The sequence below is a fragment of the Micromonospora noduli genome, from assembly GCF_003264365.1.
GTDB lineage: Bacteria > Actinomycetota > Actinomycetes > Mycobacteriales > Micromonosporaceae > Micromonospora > Micromonospora noduli.
The window spans coordinates 21,260-40,677 of record NZ_PYAK01000006.1 but is presented as its reverse complement, the minus strand read 5'-3'; the positions used below and the strand labels follow the sequence as shown (position 1 = coordinate 40,677).

Annotated in this window: 18 protein-coding genes; 10 read left to right on the top strand and 8 right to left on the bottom strand. The window is 72.2% G+C overall.

From position 1 onward, the window contains the following. Window positions 1-150: 150 nt before the first annotated feature. Window positions 151-1,161 (bottom strand): saccharopine dehydrogenase family protein, encoded by a 1,011-nt coding sequence (locus tag GUI43_RS06705; RefSeq protein ID WP_112698332.1) that lies wholly within the window; start codon window positions 1,159-1,161, stop codon window positions 151-153. A 94-nt stretch (window positions 1,162-1,255) separates the two neighbouring features. Between GUI43_RS06705 and GUI43_RS06700 the strand changes: the two genes are divergently transcribed. Next, the gene (locus GUI43_RS06700) at window positions 1,256-2,209 is read left to right on the top strand and encodes a helix-turn-helix domain-containing protein (RefSeq protein WP_112587513.1); all 954 of its coding nucleotides are present in this window, start codon (window positions 1,256-1,258) and stop codon (window positions 2,207-2,209) included. 8 nt (window positions 2,210-2,217) lie between these two features. Here the strand turns inward: GUI43_RS06700 and GUI43_RS06695 are convergent, their stop codons facing one another. From GUI43_RS06695 to GUI43_RS06685, 3 genes are all read right to left on the bottom strand, one after another. Beyond that, complete coding sequence (locus tag GUI43_RS06695; protein ID WP_112698331.1) at window positions 2,218-4,269, bottom strand: amylo-alpha-1,6-glucosidase; 2,052 nt, start codon at window positions 4,267-4,269, stop codon at window positions 2,218-2,220. Between the two features lie 3 nt (window positions 4,270-4,272). After that, window positions 4,273-4,635, bottom strand: a complete 363-nt coding sequence (locus GUI43_RS06690; protein WP_112587509.1) for an SCP2 sterol-binding domain-containing protein — start codon at window positions 4,633-4,635, stop codon at window positions 4,273-4,275. Between the two features lie 79 nt (window positions 4,636-4,714). Continuing rightward, window positions 4,715-5,746 (bottom strand): carboxypeptidase-like regulatory domain-containing protein, encoded by a 1,032-nt coding sequence (locus GUI43_RS06685; RefSeq protein WP_170158689.1) that lies wholly within the window; start codon window positions 5,744-5,746, stop codon window positions 4,715-4,717. A 244-nt stretch (window positions 5,747-5,990) separates the two neighbouring features. On the opposite strand from GUI43_RS06685, the gene GUI43_RS06680 reads away from it, so the two are divergent. From GUI43_RS06680 to GUI43_RS06670, 3 genes are all read left to right on the top strand, one after another. Further along, a complete protein-coding gene (locus GUI43_RS06680; RefSeq protein ID WP_112587505.1) occupies window positions 5,991-6,941 on the top strand; it encodes an SRPBCC family protein in 951 nt (316 codons plus the stop codon). A gap of 28 nt (window positions 6,942-6,969) precedes the next feature. Then, window positions 6,970-8,142, top strand: coding sequence for a zinc-dependent alcohol dehydrogenase (locus GUI43_RS06675; protein ID WP_112587503.1), 1,173 nt, complete (start codon window positions 6,970-6,972; stop codon window positions 8,140-8,142). A 282-nt stretch (window positions 8,143-8,424) separates the two neighbouring features. Continuing rightward, window positions 8,425-8,982 (top strand): GNAT family N-acetyltransferase, encoded by a 558-nt coding sequence (locus GUI43_RS06670; RefSeq protein WP_112587501.1) that lies wholly within the window; start codon window positions 8,425-8,427, stop codon window positions 8,980-8,982. Window positions 8,983-8,986: 4 nt separating this feature from the next. Here GUI43_RS06670 and GUI43_RS06665 read toward each other — a convergent pair whose 3' ends face one another. Beyond that, window positions 8,987-10,006 carry a S66 peptidase family protein gene (locus GUI43_RS06665; protein ID WP_225855331.1) on the bottom strand — a complete coding sequence of 340 codons (1,020 nt, stop codon included), beginning with the start codon at window positions 10,004-10,006 and terminating at the stop codon, window positions 8,987-8,989. 348 nt (window positions 10,007-10,354) lie between these two features. Here GUI43_RS06665 and GUI43_RS06660 point away from each other — a divergent pair, with 348 nt between their 5' ends. Then, complete coding sequence (locus GUI43_RS06660) at window positions 10,355-10,741, top strand: DUF2267 domain-containing protein (protein ID WP_170158688.1); 387 nt, start codon at window positions 10,355-10,357, stop codon at window positions 10,739-10,741. 34 nt (window positions 10,742-10,775) lie between these two features. On the opposite strand, the gene GUI43_RS06655 is transcribed toward GUI43_RS06660, so the two are convergent. Then, entirely contained in the window at window positions 10,776-12,254 is a 1,479-nt protein-coding gene (locus GUI43_RS06655) for a glutamate-cysteine ligase family protein (RefSeq protein WP_112698432.1), read from the bottom strand. A 153-nt stretch (window positions 12,255-12,407) separates the two neighbouring features. On the opposite strand from GUI43_RS06655, the gene GUI43_RS06650 reads away from it, so the two are divergent. Continuing rightward, window positions 12,408-12,746, top strand: a complete 339-nt coding sequence (locus GUI43_RS06650) for a DUF3817 domain-containing protein (RefSeq protein ID WP_112602008.1) — start codon at window positions 12,408-12,410, stop codon at window positions 12,744-12,746. 60 nt (window positions 12,747-12,806) lie between these two features. Here the strand turns inward: GUI43_RS06650 and GUI43_RS06645 are convergent, their stop codons facing one another. Further along, window positions 12,807-13,355 carry a hypothetical protein gene (locus tag GUI43_RS06645; RefSeq protein WP_211326661.1) on the bottom strand — a complete coding sequence of 183 codons (549 nt, stop codon included), beginning with the start codon at window positions 13,353-13,355 and terminating at the stop codon, window positions 12,807-12,809. Between the two features lie 142 nt (window positions 13,356-13,497). Here GUI43_RS06645 and GUI43_RS06640 point away from each other — a divergent pair, with 142 nt between their 5' ends. The 3 genes from GUI43_RS06640 to GUI43_RS06630 are packed head-to-tail and all read left to right on the top strand — an operon-like array spanning window position 13,498 to window position 17,507. Further along, entirely contained in the window at window positions 13,498-14,622 is a 1,125-nt protein-coding gene (locus GUI43_RS06640; protein WP_112698327.1) for a baeRF2 domain-containing protein, read from the top strand. After that, complete coding sequence (locus GUI43_RS06635) at window positions 14,615-16,369, top strand: thiamine pyrophosphate-binding protein (protein ID WP_112698326.1); 1,755 nt, start codon at window positions 14,615-14,617, stop codon at window positions 16,367-16,369. The genes GUI43_RS06640 and GUI43_RS06635 overlap by 8 nt, the downstream gene beginning before the upstream one ends. 49 nt (window positions 16,370-16,418) lie before the next feature. Continuing rightward, window positions 16,419-17,507 carry an iron-containing redox enzyme family protein gene (locus GUI43_RS06630; RefSeq protein ID WP_112698325.1) on the top strand — a complete coding sequence of 363 codons (1,089 nt, stop codon included), beginning with the start codon at window positions 16,419-16,421 and terminating at the stop codon, window positions 17,505-17,507. Between the two features lie 67 nt (window positions 17,508-17,574). On the opposite strand, the gene GUI43_RS06625 is transcribed toward GUI43_RS06630, so the two are convergent. After that, on the bottom strand, window positions 17,575-17,805 hold the full coding sequence (locus GUI43_RS06625) for a CDGSH iron-sulfur domain-containing protein (protein WP_112587484.1): 231 nt from the start codon (window positions 17,803-17,805) through the stop codon (window positions 17,575-17,577). Between the two features lie 145 nt (window positions 17,806-17,950). Here GUI43_RS06625 and GUI43_RS06620 point away from each other — a divergent pair, with 145 nt between their 5' ends. Then, a complete protein-coding gene (locus GUI43_RS06620) occupies window positions 17,951-19,393 on the top strand; it encodes a hypothetical protein (RefSeq protein ID WP_225855330.1) in 1,443 nt (480 codons plus the stop codon). The last annotated feature ends 25 nt before the right edge of the window (window positions 19,394-19,418 follow it).

Below are 19,418 nucleotides of genomic sequence, written 5' to 3'. Positions count from 1 at the left end.
CCGGTCGACAAGTGCCCTGGCAGCCAGCGCGGCGGCTCCGGATGACAATTTTTCGCCCGCGCAGCCTTAAGTTTCTTTTAAGTCCCGCTGCCCCGTTCCGGTTCGATGATTACGATTTTTGAGTAACGAATTGTGGTCGAATTCGTGGTCTCAGTCGCCGAGCAGTTCGACGCAGATGGTCGGCGACAGGGCGCGCAGGAAGTCGGGCGCGTCGAACATCTCGCCGGCGGAGGCGACGCCGCTGGTCCTCGTCCGACCATCGAGGACGCGCCCGACCGCCTCCACGGCCAGGGGCGCGCTGACGGCGTAGATGTCCCGGCCACTGGCCACGACGCGGCGGCGGGTGTCGCCGCGACGCACCATGACGTCGACAGTGAACGTCTGCGCTGACCGGCCCCGCTCGTCGACCGCGACCGGCGCTGCCGCGGCGGCCAGGTCGGTGGCGGCGTCGACGGTCATGTACGTGCGGACCTCGGGGATGGCCAGGTGCCGGGGGATGGTGACGACGTCGGCCATGCTGAACTCGCCGAAAACGGTGCGCCGGCCCAGCGGCGCGGGGAAGTCCCAGTCCACCCTCGGCAGCTCCCCGCCGGGGTGGTACTCCAACCGGCCGCCGGTGTAGCGGACCCGGCGGCCGGCGCGGCGCTCGCGGGAGACGACGCCCGCGGCGACCGTCCCGGCCGTCGGGTGCCAGCTGCTCAGTCCGTACGCGACGTGCGCCTCGTCGGCCGACGTCCAGTCGCCCATCGCCGTCGTCGCGAGCAGGTCGCCAAGCCCACCGAAGAAGGCCATCGCCGGAACCACCGCCACACCGGCTGCGCGGGCGCGCTCGGTGAAGTGCGCGAACGTGTCGAGGTTGGCCTCGATCTCGGCGGCCACGTCCACGTACGGGATCCCGGCGCGCAGCGCGGCCTCGATCACGTTGGCTGCGGTCGCCGCGAACGGGCCGGCGCAGTTGACGACCGCGTCCACCCCGGTCAGCGCCGCGTCGAGCGAGGCCGGATCGTCGGCCGACGCCACCCGGTAGGCGAGCCCGAACGCCGCCAGTCGGTGCGCGTCGCGGCCCACCGGCAGCGCATCGAACCCGCGCTCGCGCAGCTCCGCCATCACGAACCGTCCGGTGTGCCCGTACGCCCCGAACACCGCCACCCGGTAACCCATCGCTGCCCCCTCGAAAGATCGACTGGGACCAGCCTCCCGCAGCGGTCGGCGGCCGACCAGTGTCGGGAACGCCAATCCCCGTACAGTTTCGGACATGGCCCTTGTCGCGATCGCCGCCACCGACGGGATGCTGCACTTCGAGCTGGCCCTGGCCTGCGAGGTCTTCGCCCACGACCCCTCCGGCCTGGCCGACCCCTGGTACGACGTAATGGTCTGCGGCCCCGGCCCGGTCCGGGTCGGCCGCTTCCTGGTGGCGCCCGACGACGGGTTGGACCGCCTCGCCCGAGCCGACACCGTGATCGTCCCGTCGGTGGAGGACGTCGACGCGGACGTGCCGCCCGACCTGCTCGACGCGGTCCGCGCGGCCCACCGGGCGGGCGCCCGGATGGTCTCGCTGTGCACCGGCGCGTTCGTGCTGGCTGCCGCCGGGGTGCTCGACGGGCTGCGGGCCACCACGCACTGGGCGCACACCGAGGCGCTGGCCGCCCGCTATCCCCGGGTACGGGTCGACCCGGACGTGCTCTACGTCGACAACGGCACCGTGCTCGCCTCCGCCGGCAAGGCCGCCGCGATCGACCTGTGCCTGCACCTGATCCGGCGCGACCACGGCTCGACCGTCGCCAACGCGGTCGCCCGCCGCCTGGTCGTGCCACCGCACCGCGCCGGTGGTCAGGCCCAGTACGTCACCACCCCGGTGCCGGCCCGCGACGACCACCCGCTGGCCACCCTGTTTCCCTGGGCGCTGGCCCGCCTGGACCGGCCGCTGACCGTCGAGGACCTGGCCCGGCAGGCGAACATGAGCTCCCGCAACCTGGCTCGCCACTTCCGATCGGCCACCGGCACCACCCCGCTGCTGTGGCTGTCGACGCAGCGGATCCGCCGCGCCCAGGAACTGCTGGAGCAGACCGACGACAGCATCGACGCCATCGCGCAGGCGGCCGGCATGGGCACCGCCGCGACGCTGCGTCGACACTTCCACCGCACCGTCGGCGTACCGCCGGACGCGTACCGGCGCACCTTCCGGGCCACCGGGCCAGCCGTCGGCTGACCGTGCCGTCAGTGCTGGTCGGGGCGTTGGCGGGCGAACGCGTCGCGCTCGCCCCAACGGCCGGGGATGTCCAGGAGCGCGATCCGCCCGAAGGTGGCGGGCAACGCCGGGTCCACGGCCAGGTGGTCCTCGTGCGGGTTGATGCCGAGCATGGTGCGGATCAGCAGCATGCAGGCTCCGCTGGACCACGCCTGCGGACTGCCCGCGGTCGGGTACCGGATCGGAAACTTGGTGGTGTCGCGGTCGAACCCGCCGAACGCCTCGGGTAGCCGACCCTCGAAGTAGGTGGCGGCGGAAAGGATGCCCTCGGCGATGCGGGCCGCCTCGTTGCCGAACCCGTAGCGGCGCAGACCCCACGCGATGAACGAGTTGTCGAACGGCCAGACCGTGCCGTTGTGGTAGCCGAGCGGGTTGTAGCGGCGCTGCCCCTCGGCGAACGTCCGCACCCCCCAACCGGAGAAGAGCGCCGGACCCATCAGGTGCTCGACCACCCGGGGCGCCCGCTCCGGTGGCACGATGCCGCTCCACAACAGGTGCCCGATGTTTGACGACAGGCTGTCCACGGGAGTGCCGTCGTGGTCGAGCGCGAGGGCGTAGAAGCCGCGGTCCTCCAGCCAGAACTCCCGGTTGAACCGGTCGTACAGGGCCGCCGCCTCGCTCTCCAGCCGCGCGGCGAAGGCAGGATCACCCCAGAAGGTACGGGCCAGCCGGGCCCCTCGGATCTTCGCGTCGTAGGCGTACCCCTGGGTTTCGCAGGTGGCCCTCGGGAAGCCCGGCAGCCGGCCGTCGGCGTAGGAGATGCTGTCCCAGGAGTCCTTCCAACACTGGTTGTCCAGGCCGGTGGCCCGGTTGCGTCGCTGGTACCAGATGTAGCCGGTGGAGTTCAGATCCGCGTACCTGTCGATCCAGGCCAGGGCCGCGCGAGCCTCCTGCTCCAACTCCATCACCAGCGCGGTGTCGCCGCTCCACCGCTCGTACTCGTCGAGCAGCACCACGAACAGCGGCGAGGCGTCCACAGTGCCGTAGTAAGGCGAGTGTGGCTGCTCCTCGAACGCGGCCGACTCCCCGTAGCGCAGCTCGTGCAGGATCCGGCCCGGGTCCTCCTCCAACACGTCGTCGGTCCGGGTGCCCTGCAACGACGCGAGGATCCGCAGTGTCGGTGGGGTCAGCGAGGGGGTGACCGGCAGGGTCTGCAGGCAGGTCAACAGGCTGTCGCGACCGAACAGGGTCATGAACCACGGCAGGCCGGCCGCTGGCACGCTCGCCCCGCCGAGGGAGAGCGGGGCGAAGCGCAGCGCCGCCAGGTCCACCAGGCTGCGGCGGTAGACCTGCTGGAGGCCGACGCTGTCGGTGTCCAGGGTCGGGGCCGCCGCGACCCATTCCTGCACGCTGGTGGGCAGGGTGGACTCGTCCGGCCGTAGGGCCCGCAGGGCGGAGCGCAGGTCTACGCCGTCCGGGCGCAGCGCCAACATGACGGCCTGCAACCGGGTGGACCACTGCTGCCCGGGAGGCAGCCGGACCGCGAAGCCAAGGCCGTCCGGGCCGAACTCCGCGGGCTCGCTGGCCGACACGATGACCTCACGTCGGTAGGTGCCGCGCCGGTAGCCCAGGCGCAACTCGTTCTCGCCGACGTTTGTGTAGTACGCGCCGCTCTTCTCGCCGATGTCGAACTTGATCTCGAATATGTCGGCGAAGTCGGCGGCCACCTCCAGACGCACGTCGAGCGTCATGTCCCGCTCACCGTAATTGAAGATCGTCAGCGACTCGGTGAGGTCCGGGCCGATGCGCCTGCGTCGAATGGCCGACACGTCGGCCTCCACGTAGTCCACCGCCGCGCCCGGGACCGCGAAGAAGGTGACCTCGAAGTACTGGCTGTCGTCCACCGACAACGCGGTCATGCACTCGCCGTTGACGGTGAGCCTCCAGCGGGACAGGAAACGCGTGTCAGCGGCGAAGAGGCCGACCGGGGTGCTCGGGGACGATTCCACGTCGCCGCTGGCGTCGGACACCATGAAGGTGTTCCCGTCGATGCACGCCACGGTGCCAGCGATGTCCCTCATCGGTCACGTCCCACTGTCGGGATCCTCACGCTGAAGCCGCCCCGGCTCTCGCGGAAACAGCCGCCCGATACGCAACGCCAGGGCGAGATCACCGTCGACCATGATCTCGCCCCGGGTGATCGCCGCCAGCCCGTTCACCTCGCCCCGCGCCATCGCCTCCGCGAGCTGCGCGGACACCTGGATCACCGTGGTGGCGGGGGCACCGCTTCGCGTCACCCGCATCCGGCCATGATCGATGTCCAGCAGCCACTGCTCCAGGTTGCCGTCGTCGCGGATGTCGAATCGCACGCTGCCACAGACCTTGCTGAACCGTGGATCCTGGCCAGCGACCGTCAACCGCTCGAAGAAGGCGCTGGTCTCCGACATCCCACCTCCTCGGGCGCTGGTAAGAGCGCATGCCGGCTACCCGCTGCCCCGCACTCCTAACGCCGGGCGGTGCCCCTGTTCAGGGTGCGGCCGAGAAGCGCGTCCCGAGATTGAAGTCCACCATGACCGGCGCCCGTCGGACCCGCACGGCAGTCGCGGCGTCGAAGCCGGCGGCGTCGCGGTGCCAGACCGGAGGGGTGTACGCGCAGTCGCAACGCAGTTTCACCCGCTGCCCGGGGAGCAGGCGCAGGGCGTAACCGGTGCCCACGTCCGCCACACCGGCCAGGTCCCCGGTGGCCGCGTCGAACGCGATCACCTGGGCGTAGGTGATCAGCTCGTCGACCCGCACCGCTCCGCTGAGCGGCGTCCCGGCGGGCAGCGCCTGGTTCAGGGTCACCGTCTGTTGGGCGCGGACCCGCACCGGCCGCGCCTGCTGCCGGCCGCCCACCCCACCGGACCACACGGTCGCCAGCCCGGCGGCGGCGAACTGCACGGGCCAGTGGTACGGGCCGAGGCCGGTGATCGTGTAGCGGCCGTCGTCGTCGGTGGTCGGGCCGTGGTCGCCGTACTTCGGGTGCGGCACGTAGGGCACCACCATGACCAGCGCACGGGGGATCGGCGCGCCCGTCGCCGCGTCGGTCACCACTCCGACGACGGTGCCCGGCGGGTCGAGCCGGATGACCGGCGCGTTGCTCACCACGCCGGGCCGCACCTGAATCACCTGTGCCCGCTCGCGCTCACCGGTGCCGCCGTGCCGCCCGACCCACTGCAAGCCGTGCGCCGTCTTGTCGTAGGGGTGCACCAGCAGCCGGTACCTCCCCGGGGCGACATCCCCGGTCACCAGGACGCCCTGCTCGTCGGCGCAACCCCCGTACCGTCCGAGTTGGTCCTCACCGATGCTGACCGCCGCCAACGCAGCGGCGTCCACCGGGACGAGCCTGGCGCAGGCCCGGGGGACCGGTGCGCCGGTCGTCGCGTCGCGGACCACTGTGCGGACGCCGCCGGGCGCGGGCGACCCGGGGGTACGCGCGGCGGCCGGTGCGGCGGCCTCCCCGACGAGCAGTGCGACGGCGATGGTGGCGGTCAGGTGGCGCAGCAGAGCACGGCTCACGGGATTGTCCTTCCGGCGGCGCGGCGGGTTGGGCCGACGGTAACGGCGTTCAGGTGATCCAAATCGGTCAATGTCGCGATGCCGACCGTTGCCGCAGGCTTTCCCGCTCACACCGCCCGCATCGGACGTTCTGCCCCGAACCCGGCGCGCGCGGCACCTGTTCGACATAGCGTCACGGGGGCGGGGAAACCACCGCCGCCCCCGCCGGCGGACCGGCGGCGACGCCCACCGGAAGGGACCGGACATGAGTCGTGTCGACACTGTGCTCCTGCCGGAGTTGGACGGGCCGGTGCCGGCGACGCTGCCGAGCGCGCTCGGCCTGCTGAGCCTGGCCCTGGGAGTGGGCGCGCTGGTCGCGCCCGGACCCGTCGCGCGACTGACCGGGGTGGACGACTCCCCGGCCGCGCGATCCGTGCTTCCGGCCATCGGCCTGCGGGAGTTGGGCAGCGCCGCCGGCCTGCTCAGCGGCCGCCGCCCGGCCGGCTGGGCCTGGAGCCGGGTGGCCGGCGACGCCATGGACCTCACACTGCTTGGGCGGGCCCTCGCCGACCGTAGCGGTGAACGCCGCCGCCGGGTCGCGCTGACCACCCTCGCCGTCGCCGGCATCACCGCCGTCGACGTGCTCGCCGCCGTGCGCGTCGGGCGGGCTCGACGGGCCCGCGCCCGGGTGATCCGGATGCAGATCGCGGTGACGGTGAACCGGTCGCCCGCCGAGGCGTACCGGTTCTGGCGGGACATGGAGAATCTGCCCCGGTTCATGGCGCACCTGGAGTCCGTCCGTGCCGACGACCTGCGCCGCTCGCACTGGATCGCCCGTGGCCCGGCCGGGCACCGCGTCGAGTGGGACGCCGAGATCATCGACGACCAGCCGAACAAGTCGATCACCTGGCGGTCGCTGCCGGGGACCCGGGTGCCCAACGCCGGCCGGGTCCGGTTCGTGCCCGCCCCCGGCGACCGGGGGACCGAGGTGCGGGTGGAGCTGCGCTACGCGCCGCCGGCCGGCGCGCTCGGCCGAGCGGTGGCGAAGCTCTTCGGCGAGGAACCCGAGCAGCAGGTCCGCGACGACCTGCGCCGGTTCAAGCAGGTGCTGGAGACCGGCGAGGTCGTCCGCTCCGAGGGCAGCCCCAACGGCATCTCCGTACGCCAACAGGCCATGCAGCGACCCGCCCAGCCGCTGCCGGCGTCCCGCCGCTGACCGCCCGAGCTCTCCGAAGGGACCGAGAATGAAGGCCACCGCCTGGATGGGCACCGACAGCGTCAAGGTCATCGACGTACCCGACCCGAAGATCATGAACGCCCGGGACGCGATCGTCCGGATCAGCACCACCGCGATCTGCGGCTCCGACCTGCACCTCTACCACGGCTACATCCCCGCCATGCGCAAGGGCGACATCCTCGGCCACGAGTTCATGGGCGAGGTGGTGGAGGTGGGCCCGCAGGTCCGCAACCTCGCCCCCGGCGACCGGGTGGTGGTGCCCTTCCCGATCGCCTGCGGGCACTGCTCGTCCTGCCAGCGCGGCCTCTACTCGGTCTGCGAGAACTCCAACCCGAACGCCGGCATCGCCGAGAAGATCATGGGGCACTCGCCGGCCGGCATCTTCGGCTACTCGCACCTGCTCGGCGGCTACGCCGGTGGCCAGGCAGAGTACGCCCGGGTGCCGTTCGCCGACGTCGGCCCGGTCAAGGTGCCCGACGAGATCAGCGACGACCAGGCGGTCATGCTGGCCGACGTGTTCCCGACCGGCTACATGGGCGCCGAGATGTGCGACATCAAACCCGGGCAGGTGATCGCCGTCTGGGGCGCCGGGCCGGTCGGGCTGCTCGCCGCGGCCAGCGCCCGGCTGCTCGGCGCGGAGCGGGTGATCGTCATCGACCGGTTCCCGTACCGGCTGCGGTTGGCCGAGGAGCACATCGACGCCGAGACGATCAACTACGAGGAAGCCGACGTGCTGGACACCCTCAACGAGATGACCGCCGGCCGGGGTCCTGACGCGTGCATCGACGCGGTGGGCCTGGAGGGCCACCACGGCAACGCCGCCATGTACGCGTACGACCGGGCCAAGCAGGCCGCGCGAGTCGAGACGGAACGGCCGTTCGCGCTGCGGCAGGCGATTCTCGCCTGCCGCTCCGGCGGGGTGGTCTCGGTCGTTGGCGCGTACGGCGGCTTCGTGGACAAGTTCCCGATGGGCGCGTTCATGAACCGCTCGCTGATCATGCGGACCGGTCAGTGCCACGTCCAGCGCTACACCCGGCCGCTACTGGAGCGCATCCAGCGCGGCGAGATCGACCCGAGCTTCATTGTCAGCCACCGGATGCCGCTGCGTGACGCCCCGAAGGGCTACAAGATCTTCCAGAAGAAGCAGGACGACTGTACGAAGGTGCTGCTCAAGGTCTGACCGACGGCCAGGTCCGCCGGCGGGGGAGTTCTTCGCGCGCTGCCTTTGGAGCTGATGTCGCAAACGATTCAGCGCGGCTGGGCCGGGGGAGTCCGGCGGCTGGACCGGGCTGGGCCGGGCTGGGCTGGGCTGGGTGGCCGGGAGGTGATGTCGTCAACGGTTCAGCTCCAAAGGAGCCGACCAGAGCCTCGGCTATCAACGCCCGTCGCTCTGCGTGCACACGGCGCCGAACCCGGCCTTGGCTCTGCGCAAGCTAGCGTGTCCGCCATGGAGAGTGGCGGCATGTCGATGTCTGTCTCGGCCGATCTCACTGTCCGGCTACGGCCGGTTGCCGAGCCCGACCTGGCGATGTTCCGGCGGTTCTGCACCGAGCCGGGCCTGATCGGTCTGGACTGGGCCGGCTTCCGGGACGCCGGGGTGCCGGCGCGGCGGTTCGCCGTCGACGGCTACCTCGGCGAGGACGACGGACGGCTCGTTGTGGAGGTCGAGCAGGAGCAGGCCGCCGCCGGCGTCGTCAGCTACACCGCTGGGCGTTACGCCGGCCGGGCGTCGTACTGGGAAATCGGCATCGTCCTGCTGCCGCAGTGGCGGGGGAGGGGCATCGGCTGGCGCGCCCAGGCGTTGCTCTGCGACTACCTCTTCCAGCACAGCCCCGCCCAGCGCATCCAGGCCGGTACGCACCCGGAGAACGTCGCCGAGCAACGGGCGCTGGAGAAGGCCGGTTTCCAGCTCGAGGGCGTCGTGCGGGCCAGCGAGTTTCGGGCTGGCCAATGGCGTGACGGCTACCTGTACAGCCGGTTGCGTGACGACCCGTCCCCCTGGGACCCGACGCAGGTCTGAGCCCCTAGCGTGGGCGGACCCCCGGCTCCACCGTCAGGGTCCCTGCCGTGGCGTCGATCGTGGCGCGCGAGCCCAGCGGAACGGTGAGCTGCCCGTCGCCATGCCCCAGCCGTAGCCCGCCGAGGACCGGTACGCCAAGGTCGTACAGGCGGTCCTTGAGCATCGCCGCCGCGTCCCACTCGCCCGGCTCACCGACACTGTTGGTGATCTGGCCGATGACCACACCGGCGACCCTGCGCAGCACGCCCACCCGGCGCAGCTCGGTCAGCATGCTGTCGATGCTGTACGGAGCCTCGTCCACGTCCTCGAAGAAGAGGATCGCGCCGTCGAACTTCGGGGAGTCCTCCGCACCGAGCGAGGTGGAGATCAGCGTCAGGCAGCCGCCGAGCAGGGGCCCCGATGCCCGCCCCGGCACCACAACGGAAGCGGCTGTCTCGGCCGGGTCCCGGGAGATCGTGACGGGTGCGGTGGTCATCACCGCCCTGCGGAGCGCCTCCGCCGACTCGGGGCCGGTGCGGTCGTCACTCCAGTTGACCATGGGGCCGTAGAAGGTGACCAGGCCGGTATCGCGCCAGAGCTTGCCGTGGATGCTGGTGATGTCGCTGAAACCGACGACCACCCGGGGGTCCCGGCGCAGAACGGAAACGTCGATCTGATCGACGATCCGCTGCGTGCCGTAACCGCCACGGGCGGCGAAGACGGCACGGATGCCCGGGTCGGTGAGCGCGGCGTTCAGGTCGGCCAGCCGTTGCGCGTCGGTGCCGGCCAGATAGCCGTATTTGGTGAAGACGTGCCTGCCCAGCTCGACCTCCAGGCCCCAGCTCCGCAGGATCTCGATGCCGCGGGCCATGTTCGTGGGGTCGGGGGTGCTGCCGGGCGAGACGACCCGGACCCGGTCACCGGGTGCCAGCGCCGGCGCCCGCAGGACGCGCTTCGCACCAACCGGCGCGGCCTGCGCCGACGTCGCCTCCGCCGTGCCGACGAGCACCGCGCCGCCGGCGGCCGCTGCTCCCATCCGCAGCATGTGTCGACGGGACAGGGGCACCCGCGCCGGCCCCTCGATCGTGGCTGGGTCTGTTCCAGAAGTGGCCACCGGCGTCCCCTCATCGTGATCAGACGATGTGTGCGAGCTGCCACAGCCTACGACAGGCATCAATCGGCGTGGGGGTCCACAAGGGACAACGGCCACTTCAGCGAACGCGCGGTGCCCCTGTATCAGCGGGCAGGCTTCCGTTTTGTGAGGTCTCGCCCGCCGACGGTGGGAAAGCCCGGGTCCGCGCAGGACCCGTTTGTCACCAGGGAGCCTGGGAACTCGCCCCGTTCGTCCGCAGGCAGGCCCGACGGCATGCCGACGAGACCGAAGGAGCAGGGCATGGAGTACGAGCAGATGATCGCCACGGTACGACAGCGCGCGGGCCTCGGTGAGAACGAGGCCGTGCGGTCCGTGCAGGCCGTCCTGTCGGTGCTCGGTGAACGGCTCGCCGGACAGGAGGCAGACAACCTTGCGGCGCAGCTACCGGAGCGGCTGAACGGGTCCGTCACCCGCAATCCGCAGGGCCGCCGGTGGGATGTCGGCGAGTTCCTGAAGAACGTCGGGGACCGCGAACAGGTCGCGAACGCGGACCAGGTGCGTCAACACGCCCAGGCGGTGTTGCGTACCGTCGCCGAGGCGCTGAACGACGACGAGCGACACGACCTGCTCGCCCAGCTTCCCGGCGGCATCATCGATCTCTTCGGTGTGCCCACCCCGCGAGGCTGAGCCCCGCGCCGATCGGGCGACCCATCCGGTGTGCTCACGGGATCGGCCACTCGTGCACCGGCCGGTTGCTGTGCATCAGGTCGACGTAGTGTCGGACCACCTCGCGCAGCGCCTCCGGCCGGTCCAGGTGGTCGGCCGACTCCAACCGGTGCAACGTCTCCACCTGCCAGGTCGCGCCGTTGCGGCCAGTCAGGCACCGCTGCTCGATGATGCCGAGCAACCGGTCACGCTCGACCGGGTCGAGCCCCCACCGGTCCAGGCCGTGATGCGCCATCGGCAGCAACCGGCGCAACACCAACTCGGTGACGGGCAGGTAACCGAGACCGGGCCAGAAGACCTGCGCGTCGATGCCATGCCGGGCGCAGCTGGTGAAGTTCTCCTCGGCGGCGCTGAACGACATCTGCGACCACAGTGGCCGGTCCGACTCGGCGAGGGCGCGCACCAACCCGAAGTAGAAGGCGCCGTTGGCGATGGTGTCCAGCACGGTCGGGCCGGCAGGCAGCACCCGATTCTCCACCCGCAGGTGCGGCCGGCCCCGCGACACGTCGTACACCGGGCGGTTCCACCGGTAGACGGTGCCGTTGTGCAGGCGCAACTCGGCCAGATTGGGCACCTCACCGGCCGCGAGGGCCTGCGCCGGGTCCTCCGGATCGCAGACCGGCAGCAGCGCCGGGAAGTAACGCACGTTCTCCTCGAACAGGTCGAACACGCTGGTGATCCAGCGTTCGCCGAACCAGACCCGGGGGCGTACCCCCTGGGCTTTGATCTCCTCCGACCGGGTGTCGGTGGCCTGCTGGAACAGCGGAATGCGGGTCTCGCGCCACAGCTCCCGGCCGAAGAACAGCGGCGAGTTCGCGCCGACCGCCACCTGAATGCCGGCCACCGCCTGGGCGGCGTTCCAGTAGTCGGCGAACTGGGCCGGGCTGACCTGGAGATGGAACTGGGTGCTGGTGCAGGCCGCCTCCGGGGTGATCGTGTCGGCCGTGACCGCCAGACGTTCCACCCCGCTGATGGCGATCGGCAGATCCTCGCCGCGGGCCGCAAAGATCTGCTCGTTGAGCAGCTTGTAGCGGGGGTTGGCCGACAGCGTCTCGGCGGTCAGGTGCTCGGGGCGCAGCGTCGGCAGGATGCCGATCATGACCATGTGCGCGCCGATCGCCCGGGCCTTCACCTCGGCGGCGTTGAGGCTGGCCCGCACGTACTCCTCGAAGTCGGCGGTGCCGGTGCCGGTCAGCCGGCGCGGCGGCACGTTGATCTCGATGTTGAACTGGCCCAGCTCGGTCTGGAAGCTCTCATCGGCGATGGCCGCCAGCACGTCGGCGTTGCGCATCGCCGGATTCGACGCCTCGTCGACCAGGTTCAGCTCGATCTCCACGCCGGTCATCGGCCGGTCGAGGTCGAAGCGGGACTCGCGCAGCATCTCGGCGAAGACATCCAGACAGCGGCGGACCTTGTCGCGGTACCGGGCTCGATCCTCTCGACTGAAGGTTCGTACGCCGACGTCCTCGCCCATGGTCACCACCCCGTCACCGCCGGTCCCCCTAACCTCGCACGTGATCGGCGGGCGGGGGAAGACCCGAGGACCCTTTCCTACCCAACTGCCCGCCCTGTTAGCCCAGCCAGAGCGGACCGATAGCATTGCGGGCCGAGAGGTGGTGGCGTGCGGATGCGCGAGAAGGTGACCCGGCTGTTCGTCGCGGCGGCGATCGCCGAGGCCTGCTCCTGGCTGGCCCTGCTGGTCGGCATGCTGGTCAAGTACGGTCCGCCGGACAACGAGCTGGGCGTCAAGATCTTCGGGCCGATCCATGGCGGCCTGTTCGTCGCGTACGTCCTGTTGGTGCTTGCCGTGGCCCGGCTGCACCGGTGGAGCCTGCTGGCCACGGCGGTGGCCCTGGCCAGCGCGGTGCCGCCGTTCGCCACCCTGGCCTTCGAGCGCTGGGCCCGCCGCCGGGGGATGCTCGGCGTCGACCGGCAACCGGCCCGCGAGCCCGCCCCGGTCGGCTGAACCGCCGACCCACCCGCACACCCACCCCGGTCGGCTGAACCGCCGACCCGCCGGGGCCGGTCAGGTCAGCGCGGAGCAGGCCGCGACGCCGGCCAGCAGCAGCGTGCCCAGGAACGCCTGCAACAGCAGTGGCGGCCCGAGATGCGACCAGAGCGTCGCCGTACGCGGGGTCAGCAGCTGCCCGGTGGTGAGGTTGACGATCCGCTCGATCCGGGGCGGCAGCTCCGGGTCGCGTTGCGGGCGCAGGGTGAGCTGCACCTGGTCTGCCGGGTGCAGGGCGCTCTGCGGCAGGTGACCGTGCAGCTCCACCTCGCAGAGCTGACCGGCGGCGTTGCGTAGCCGCACCGGGGTGACCAGGTATTCCGGACCCTGCTTCAGCTCCTTCCAGCGACGGCGGGTGCCGCCGCCGCCGAACGAGAAGAGCGCGCGCAGAAGCAGGGCGGGCAGCCGGGCGAAGGCCGCCGCCGCGAGCACCGCCACCAGCACCGGCTGACCGATGCGTACCTCACGGGTGTAGCCGTCGAGCAGGCGGATCAGCCGCCCGGTGACGATTCGTTCCGTCGGGTGCACGATCCGTCGGGTATCGAGTCCGCTGTCCATTTCCACCACCGAGAGTCCGCTTGTGTTCACAGATCGTATCGACGTCGTCGGTTGAACGACGTGAATGAAACCTGGTCACGGGCTCACGGCCGCGAGGTGACATCCCCGGCGACCCGGGTAAGCGGGGGGCCGAGCTGGAAAGGGGTCGAGCATGCAGCTGTCCTTCCTGCGCCCGCTCTACGACCGTCCCGGGCCGTGGTGCTCGGTGTATCTGGACGCCTCCGCGGACACGGAGGACGCCCATCCCGCGTTGGATCTGCGCTGGCGTGCCCTGGAGCGCAGCCTGGCCGAACAGGGGGCCGACGAGGCGAACATCGCCGCGCTGGACCGCGTGGTCCGAGGTCATGACCCGATGGTCGGGGACTACGGCCTGGCGCTCTTCGCCAGTCACGGCCAGGTGGTGCTCTCCGAGTACCTGTCCGCGCCGCCACTGCGGGACCTGGCCCACGTGGGGCCGCTGCCGCACGTGATGCCGTTGCTCGCCCAACGCGGCGAGCAGGTGGCCTGGGTACGTGTGGTCGCCGACCGCCTCGGCGCCGACGCGATGGCGGTCAGCGCCGGCGGGGTGCCCCGACGAGCGCACGTCGCCGGGCGGGACGAGTACCCGCTGCGGCGGGCGAAGCCCGGCGGCTGGTCGCAGTCGCGCTACCAGCGGGCGGCCATGGAGGCGTGGCACCAGAACGCCGGCGACGTCACCGCGGCGACAGTGCAGCTGGCCGACCGGGTCGGCGCGGACGTGGTGGTGGTCGCCGGTGACGTCCGGGCCACCGGAATGATCGCCGCCCAGATGCCGGAGCGCTGGCAGGACCTGGTGGTTCGTACCGATGCCGGGTCGCGGGCCGGCGGCGCCGACCAGACGATGTTGGACGACCTCACCGTGCAGACCATCGCGGAGATCGCCGACCAGCGGATCAGCGCCGCGCTGGACAAGTTCGGCGTGCAGGAGGACGTGGGCGGCGGGCTCGACGCTGTCGTCTCGGCCCTGCAACGCAACCAGGTCGACATGATGCTCATCGTGGACGACCCGTCGGCAAACGGTGAGCTGTGGATCGGCGCGCAACCCACCGAGATCGCCGTCGACCCGGAGCAGCTGGCCGCCATGTCGGTGGCCGACCCGCAGCGGGTACGCGCCGACGCGGCGCTGGTCCGGGCGCTCGTGGGCACCGACGCGGCACTGACCGTGCTCGGCCCCGATGAAGCGCCCGACCTCACCGACGGCGTCGGCGCGGTACTGCGCTACGTCGACCCCAGCACACCGGGGCGCGGCAATGGTTGACCGAACGGTTGCGGACGTCGTGGTGGAGCGGCTGCTGGCCTGGCGGGTGCCCCGCGCCTTCGGGTACCCGGGCGAGGCGATCGCTCCACTGGTCGACGCGCTGGACCGCACCGGCGGCGAGCCGGCGTTCATCCCGGCCCGGCACGAGGAGACCGCCTCGTTCATGGCCACCGGGCACGCCAAGTTCACCGGCGGCATCGGGGTCTGCCTCGCCACCCAGGGCCCCAGCGCCGTCCAGCTGCTCAACGGCCTCTACGACGCGAAGCTGGACAGCAAGCCGGTGGTGGCCATCGTCGGGGAGGACATCTCCGGTCCGCTCGGCGGCGCGCACCAGGAGATCGGGCTGAGCCGGCTCTTCGGCGACGTGTGCAACCAGTTCGTCCGGTACGGCCGCAGCCCCGACGAGGTGGGGGCGCTGCTGGACCAGGCGTTCCGAACGGCGGCGGCGACCCGCAGCCCGACGTGCGTGGTGCTGCCCCGACAGTTGCAGGAGGCGTTGGTGCCCGACCTGCAGTCGTACGGCGCCGGGGTGATCACGGCGACCCCCGGCGAACCGCTGGCCCGGGTCCTGCCGCACGACGTGGACCTGGACGCCGCCGCGCAGCTGCTCGGCGGCGGCCAGCGGACCGCGATCCTGGTGGGCCAGGGTGGTCGGGACGCGGCCGCCGAGATCATCGAGATGGCCGACCGGCTCGGCGCCGGGGTGGCCACCTCGCTGCTCGGCAAACCGGTGCTCGACGAGCGGTTGCCGTTCCACACCGGGGTGCTCGGCGAGGTCGGCACCCCGGCCGCCGCCGAGCTGATGGGTGGTTGCGACACGCTGCTGATGGTCGGCACCAACGACCCGTGGACCGACTACTTCCCGATGCCCGAGCAGGCGCGCACGGTCCAGATCGACATCGACGGCCGCCGGATCGGCACCCGCTACCCGGCCGACGTGCCGCTGGTCGGTGACGCCGCCGAGACGCTGCGGGCGCTGCTGAGCCGGGTACGCGGCCGGCCCGAGCAGCAGTGGCGGGCCACCGTGGAGAGTTCGGTGGACCGCTGGCGGGAGGTCGCCGCCGAGCGGGTCGCCGCCGCCGCGGACCCGGTCAACCCGCAGCTCGTCCTCCAGGAGCTGTCCGCCCGGATGCCCGGCACCGGGTCGGTCGCCGTCGACGTCGGCTCGGTCCTCTACTGGTACGCCCGGCACCTCACCCTGCCACCGGGGGTCAACGCGCAGCTGTGCGGCACCCTGGGCTCGATGGGTTGTGCGCTGCCGTACGCGGTGGCGGCCAAGCTCGCCGCGCCCGACCAGCCGGTGGTCGCGCTGGTTGGTGACGGGGCGATGCAGCTCAACGGGCTCGCCGAACTGATCACCGTCTCGCACCTTTGGCAGCAGTGGCGCGACCCGCGGCTGGTGGTGCTGGTGCTCAACAACAGGGACCAGAACGGCATGGGTGGCGGGCGACAACCGTCGTCCGACCCGACCCGCCGCCGCCCCGACGTGCCGTACGCCGGGTGGGCCCGGCTGCTAGGGCTGCACGGGGTGCGGGTGGACCGTCCGGAGCTGGTCGGCGCGGCCTGGGACGAGGCGCTCGCTGCGGACCGCCCCTGCGTACTGGAGGCGGTCGTCGACCCGGCGGTGTCGCTGGCGCCGCCGGAGCCCGCCTTCGCCGACCTGCGGGGCCTGTACGCCGAGGGCGCTCCGGCCCGGAAGGTCCGCGAGCAGGTGGAGGCCACCGCGAACGCTGACGACCTCGTTTAGCCACCCTGGACCAGGGCATGAGTAGCGGCCCGACGACGCTGGAGGTCCCATGTCCGAGCCCGCCGACCGCCGCTACGGTCCCGCGACCCTGCCGACGGCACGGGGTCCGCTCTCCACGGCGGTCGTGGAGGCTCTGCGGTACCCGCCGCACGACCTGCCGGCCGATCTCGGCGTCGACCTCTACCCGGCGGACCCGATCACCGACGAGGACCTGCAGCTGACGCTGTTCCTCTGCTACGAGCTGCACTACCGGGGCTGGCTCGGGGTGGACGAGTCGTGGGAGTGGCAGCCGACGCTACTGGCGGTGCGTGCCCGCTGCGAACGGGTCTTCGAGACGGCGCTGCGTCGGCTGGTCGGCGCGCCGTCGGTGCCCGCCGCCGGGGTGGCGGCCGGCCTGGCCGAGCTGGTCGCTGCCGACGACGGGCCGGCGCTGGCCGCGACGTTGCAACGCCGCGCCGACCTCACCCAGTTCCGCGAGTTCGTCGTCCACCGCTCCGTCTACCACCTGCGGGAGGCGGACCCGCACAGCTGGGCGCTGCCCCGCCTCGGTGGCCCGGCCAAGGCCGCGCTCGTGGAGATCCAGACCGACGAGTACGGCAACGGGCGGCTGGACCGGATGCACGCCGAGCTGTTCCGGAGCACCCTCGACCGGCTGGGCCTGGACACCGGTTACGGCGCGCACATCGCCGTGGCGCCGGCGGTGACGTTGGCGACCAACAACCTGATGTCGCTGTTCGGGCTGCACCGACGGCTGCGCGGCGCGCTGCTCGGGCACCTGGCCGCGTTCGAGATGACCTCCTCGCTGCCCAACCGTCGCTACGGCAACGGGTTGCGCCGACTCGGCTTCGATGAGGTGGCCACCCGCTTCTACGACGAGCACGTCGAGGCCGACGCGGTGCACGAGCAGATCGCCGCACACGACATGTGCGGTGGCCTGGTAAGCGTCGAGCCGGCCCTCGCCTCGGATGTGCTCTTCGGCGCGGCGGCCGGGCTCGCGGTGGACCGGCTGTTCGCCGCGCACCTGCTGGACAGCTGGGCCGCCGGCCGCAGCTCGCTGCGCGCACCGGCCCCGCCGGCCGTGCCGCCCAAGGTCTCGCTTGTGGCGTCACAGGAGGTGGCCCCACCCGCGCTCGTCTGATCAAAGGGGCAGATCCTCTGGTGCGGCCCCTCCGCGCCCTCTCGCTGCGCGACGCGGCGACGTGGGGTCAGCCTTCGCGGGTGGTGCCCGCGCGGAAGTTGATCGCCTTGTGGGTGCCGTCGCAGAACGGCTTGAGCGCCGACTTGCCGCACCGGCACAACGCCACAGTGCCCCGCCGTGCGTCGATGCGCTCGCCGTCCGGGGTGACCAACGCGAAGTCGCCGCGGACCAGCAGCGGTCCGTCCTCGTACGGGGTGATCGTGGCGGCGGCGGGCTCGCTGGTGTCGTCGGTGCGCATGGCCCCGGAAGTGCCCGCCCTGGCCCTGGCGAAACCCGAGCCGTCGAACGCCGGTGATGACCGGGGAACCCCGCTGACCAGCGGAATGTGCCGCCAGGTGGGTGATGCCCCGTTTGAACCCCATCGGGACGGGAAGCCGGGCCGCGTGGTGAGCGAACGAGGCAAGGTGGGGCCGGTGCACAAGGTGCACAAGGGGCTCACGGCCGATGGCGCCGGTCTCGCCGGCGACCGGGTCGTGGCCGCGGGCAGCTCCGCCCGGGTGCTGGTCGCCGCCACCGCCCGGGCACTACGCGGGGTCGACTGCGCCGACCTCGGGCACACCGGGCCGACGTCGCGGTTCCCCGGTGCCCCCGAGCCGGTACGCCGTGCCGCGGTCACCCGTGCCGCCGGCCGGGTCGCGCTCACAGTGGCCCAGGTCGACGAGGTGGACGCCGCAAGGGTGGCCCGCTGGTTCGTCGACCAGTACCCCCGCCGGCGCTACCCCGGGGTGCTGATCGGCTCTCCGCACGGCGCGGCCGCACACCTCGCGGTGGCCCTCGGCGTGCCGTGGCTGCCGTCGGGCTTCGAGATGACAGTGCACTGGTCCGACGGCGGAGTGGACCGCCCGGCGGACGCCGCGGAGCATGGCGCGGCACTCGCCACCCGGTTGCTCGCCGGCAACGCCGACCTGCACCTGCGCCAGGTGCACTGCCCGGCCAGCCGTGGCGCGCTGACCGGGGCGACCGTGTCGCTGACCGCCGCGTGGAGGGCCCTACCGGCCGCGTACGCGCGGTTCCTGGCCGACCTGCTGGTGCCGGGTGCCCCCGTGCTCCTGGTCCGCGACGCGCGCACCTGGCCGGTGCTGGAGCGCGGGCCGGGGCACAGCTTCCAGGTCGGCTGCCCGGGCAGTGGGCTGGACCCGGTGGACTTCCACCCGGACAGCCACGCGTTGCGGCAGGTGCTGCGCTCCGTCGGGGGCGACGCGACCCGGTGGCAGCCGCCGGAGGTGTCCGTGCCGTCGGCGTACGCCGAGCACGGCGTCGACTCGGGCTTCGAGTTGGCCGCGCGGGACTGGTCCGCCCGCCACCAGCACCCGCTGCACCGGGTGTTGGTGCCCCGGCCGGCGGCGCTGAGCGCGGGCGTGGCCGACCTGTACCGGCGGTGGCTGCGGCGCGCCGGCAAGACCGGTGACCGGTTGGTGGTGGAGTGCGGTCGACTGCTCGACCCGTGGCAGGTGGTGCGGGCGGGGCTGGTGCCGTACTGGTGTGAGAACGCCACCCGCCGCAGCGTCGACGAGGCCGAGTGGTGGCTCGCCGGCAGCGAGGCGTTCAGCTCGGTGGACGTGTTGCCCGAGCCGCCCGGGGTGCGCTCACCCGCGCTGGCCGGGTTGCCGCAGTGGCTGGCCGTCGCCGGGTTCGGTCGGCGGCGTCGGGCGCTGGACCGCACCACCGCCCGGGGTTACCCGGTCACCTCGGTGCCCACCCGTCGGGCCACCGAGGTGCTGCGCGCCCAGCCGTACGACCTGCCCGCGCCGCCCCCGCTGGGGGTCGCCGAGGCGCTGGCAGTGCTCCGCGACAGCGGCGGCCACCAGGGGTTGTTGGTCTCCTGAGACGGAGCACGCCGAAACATCCTCG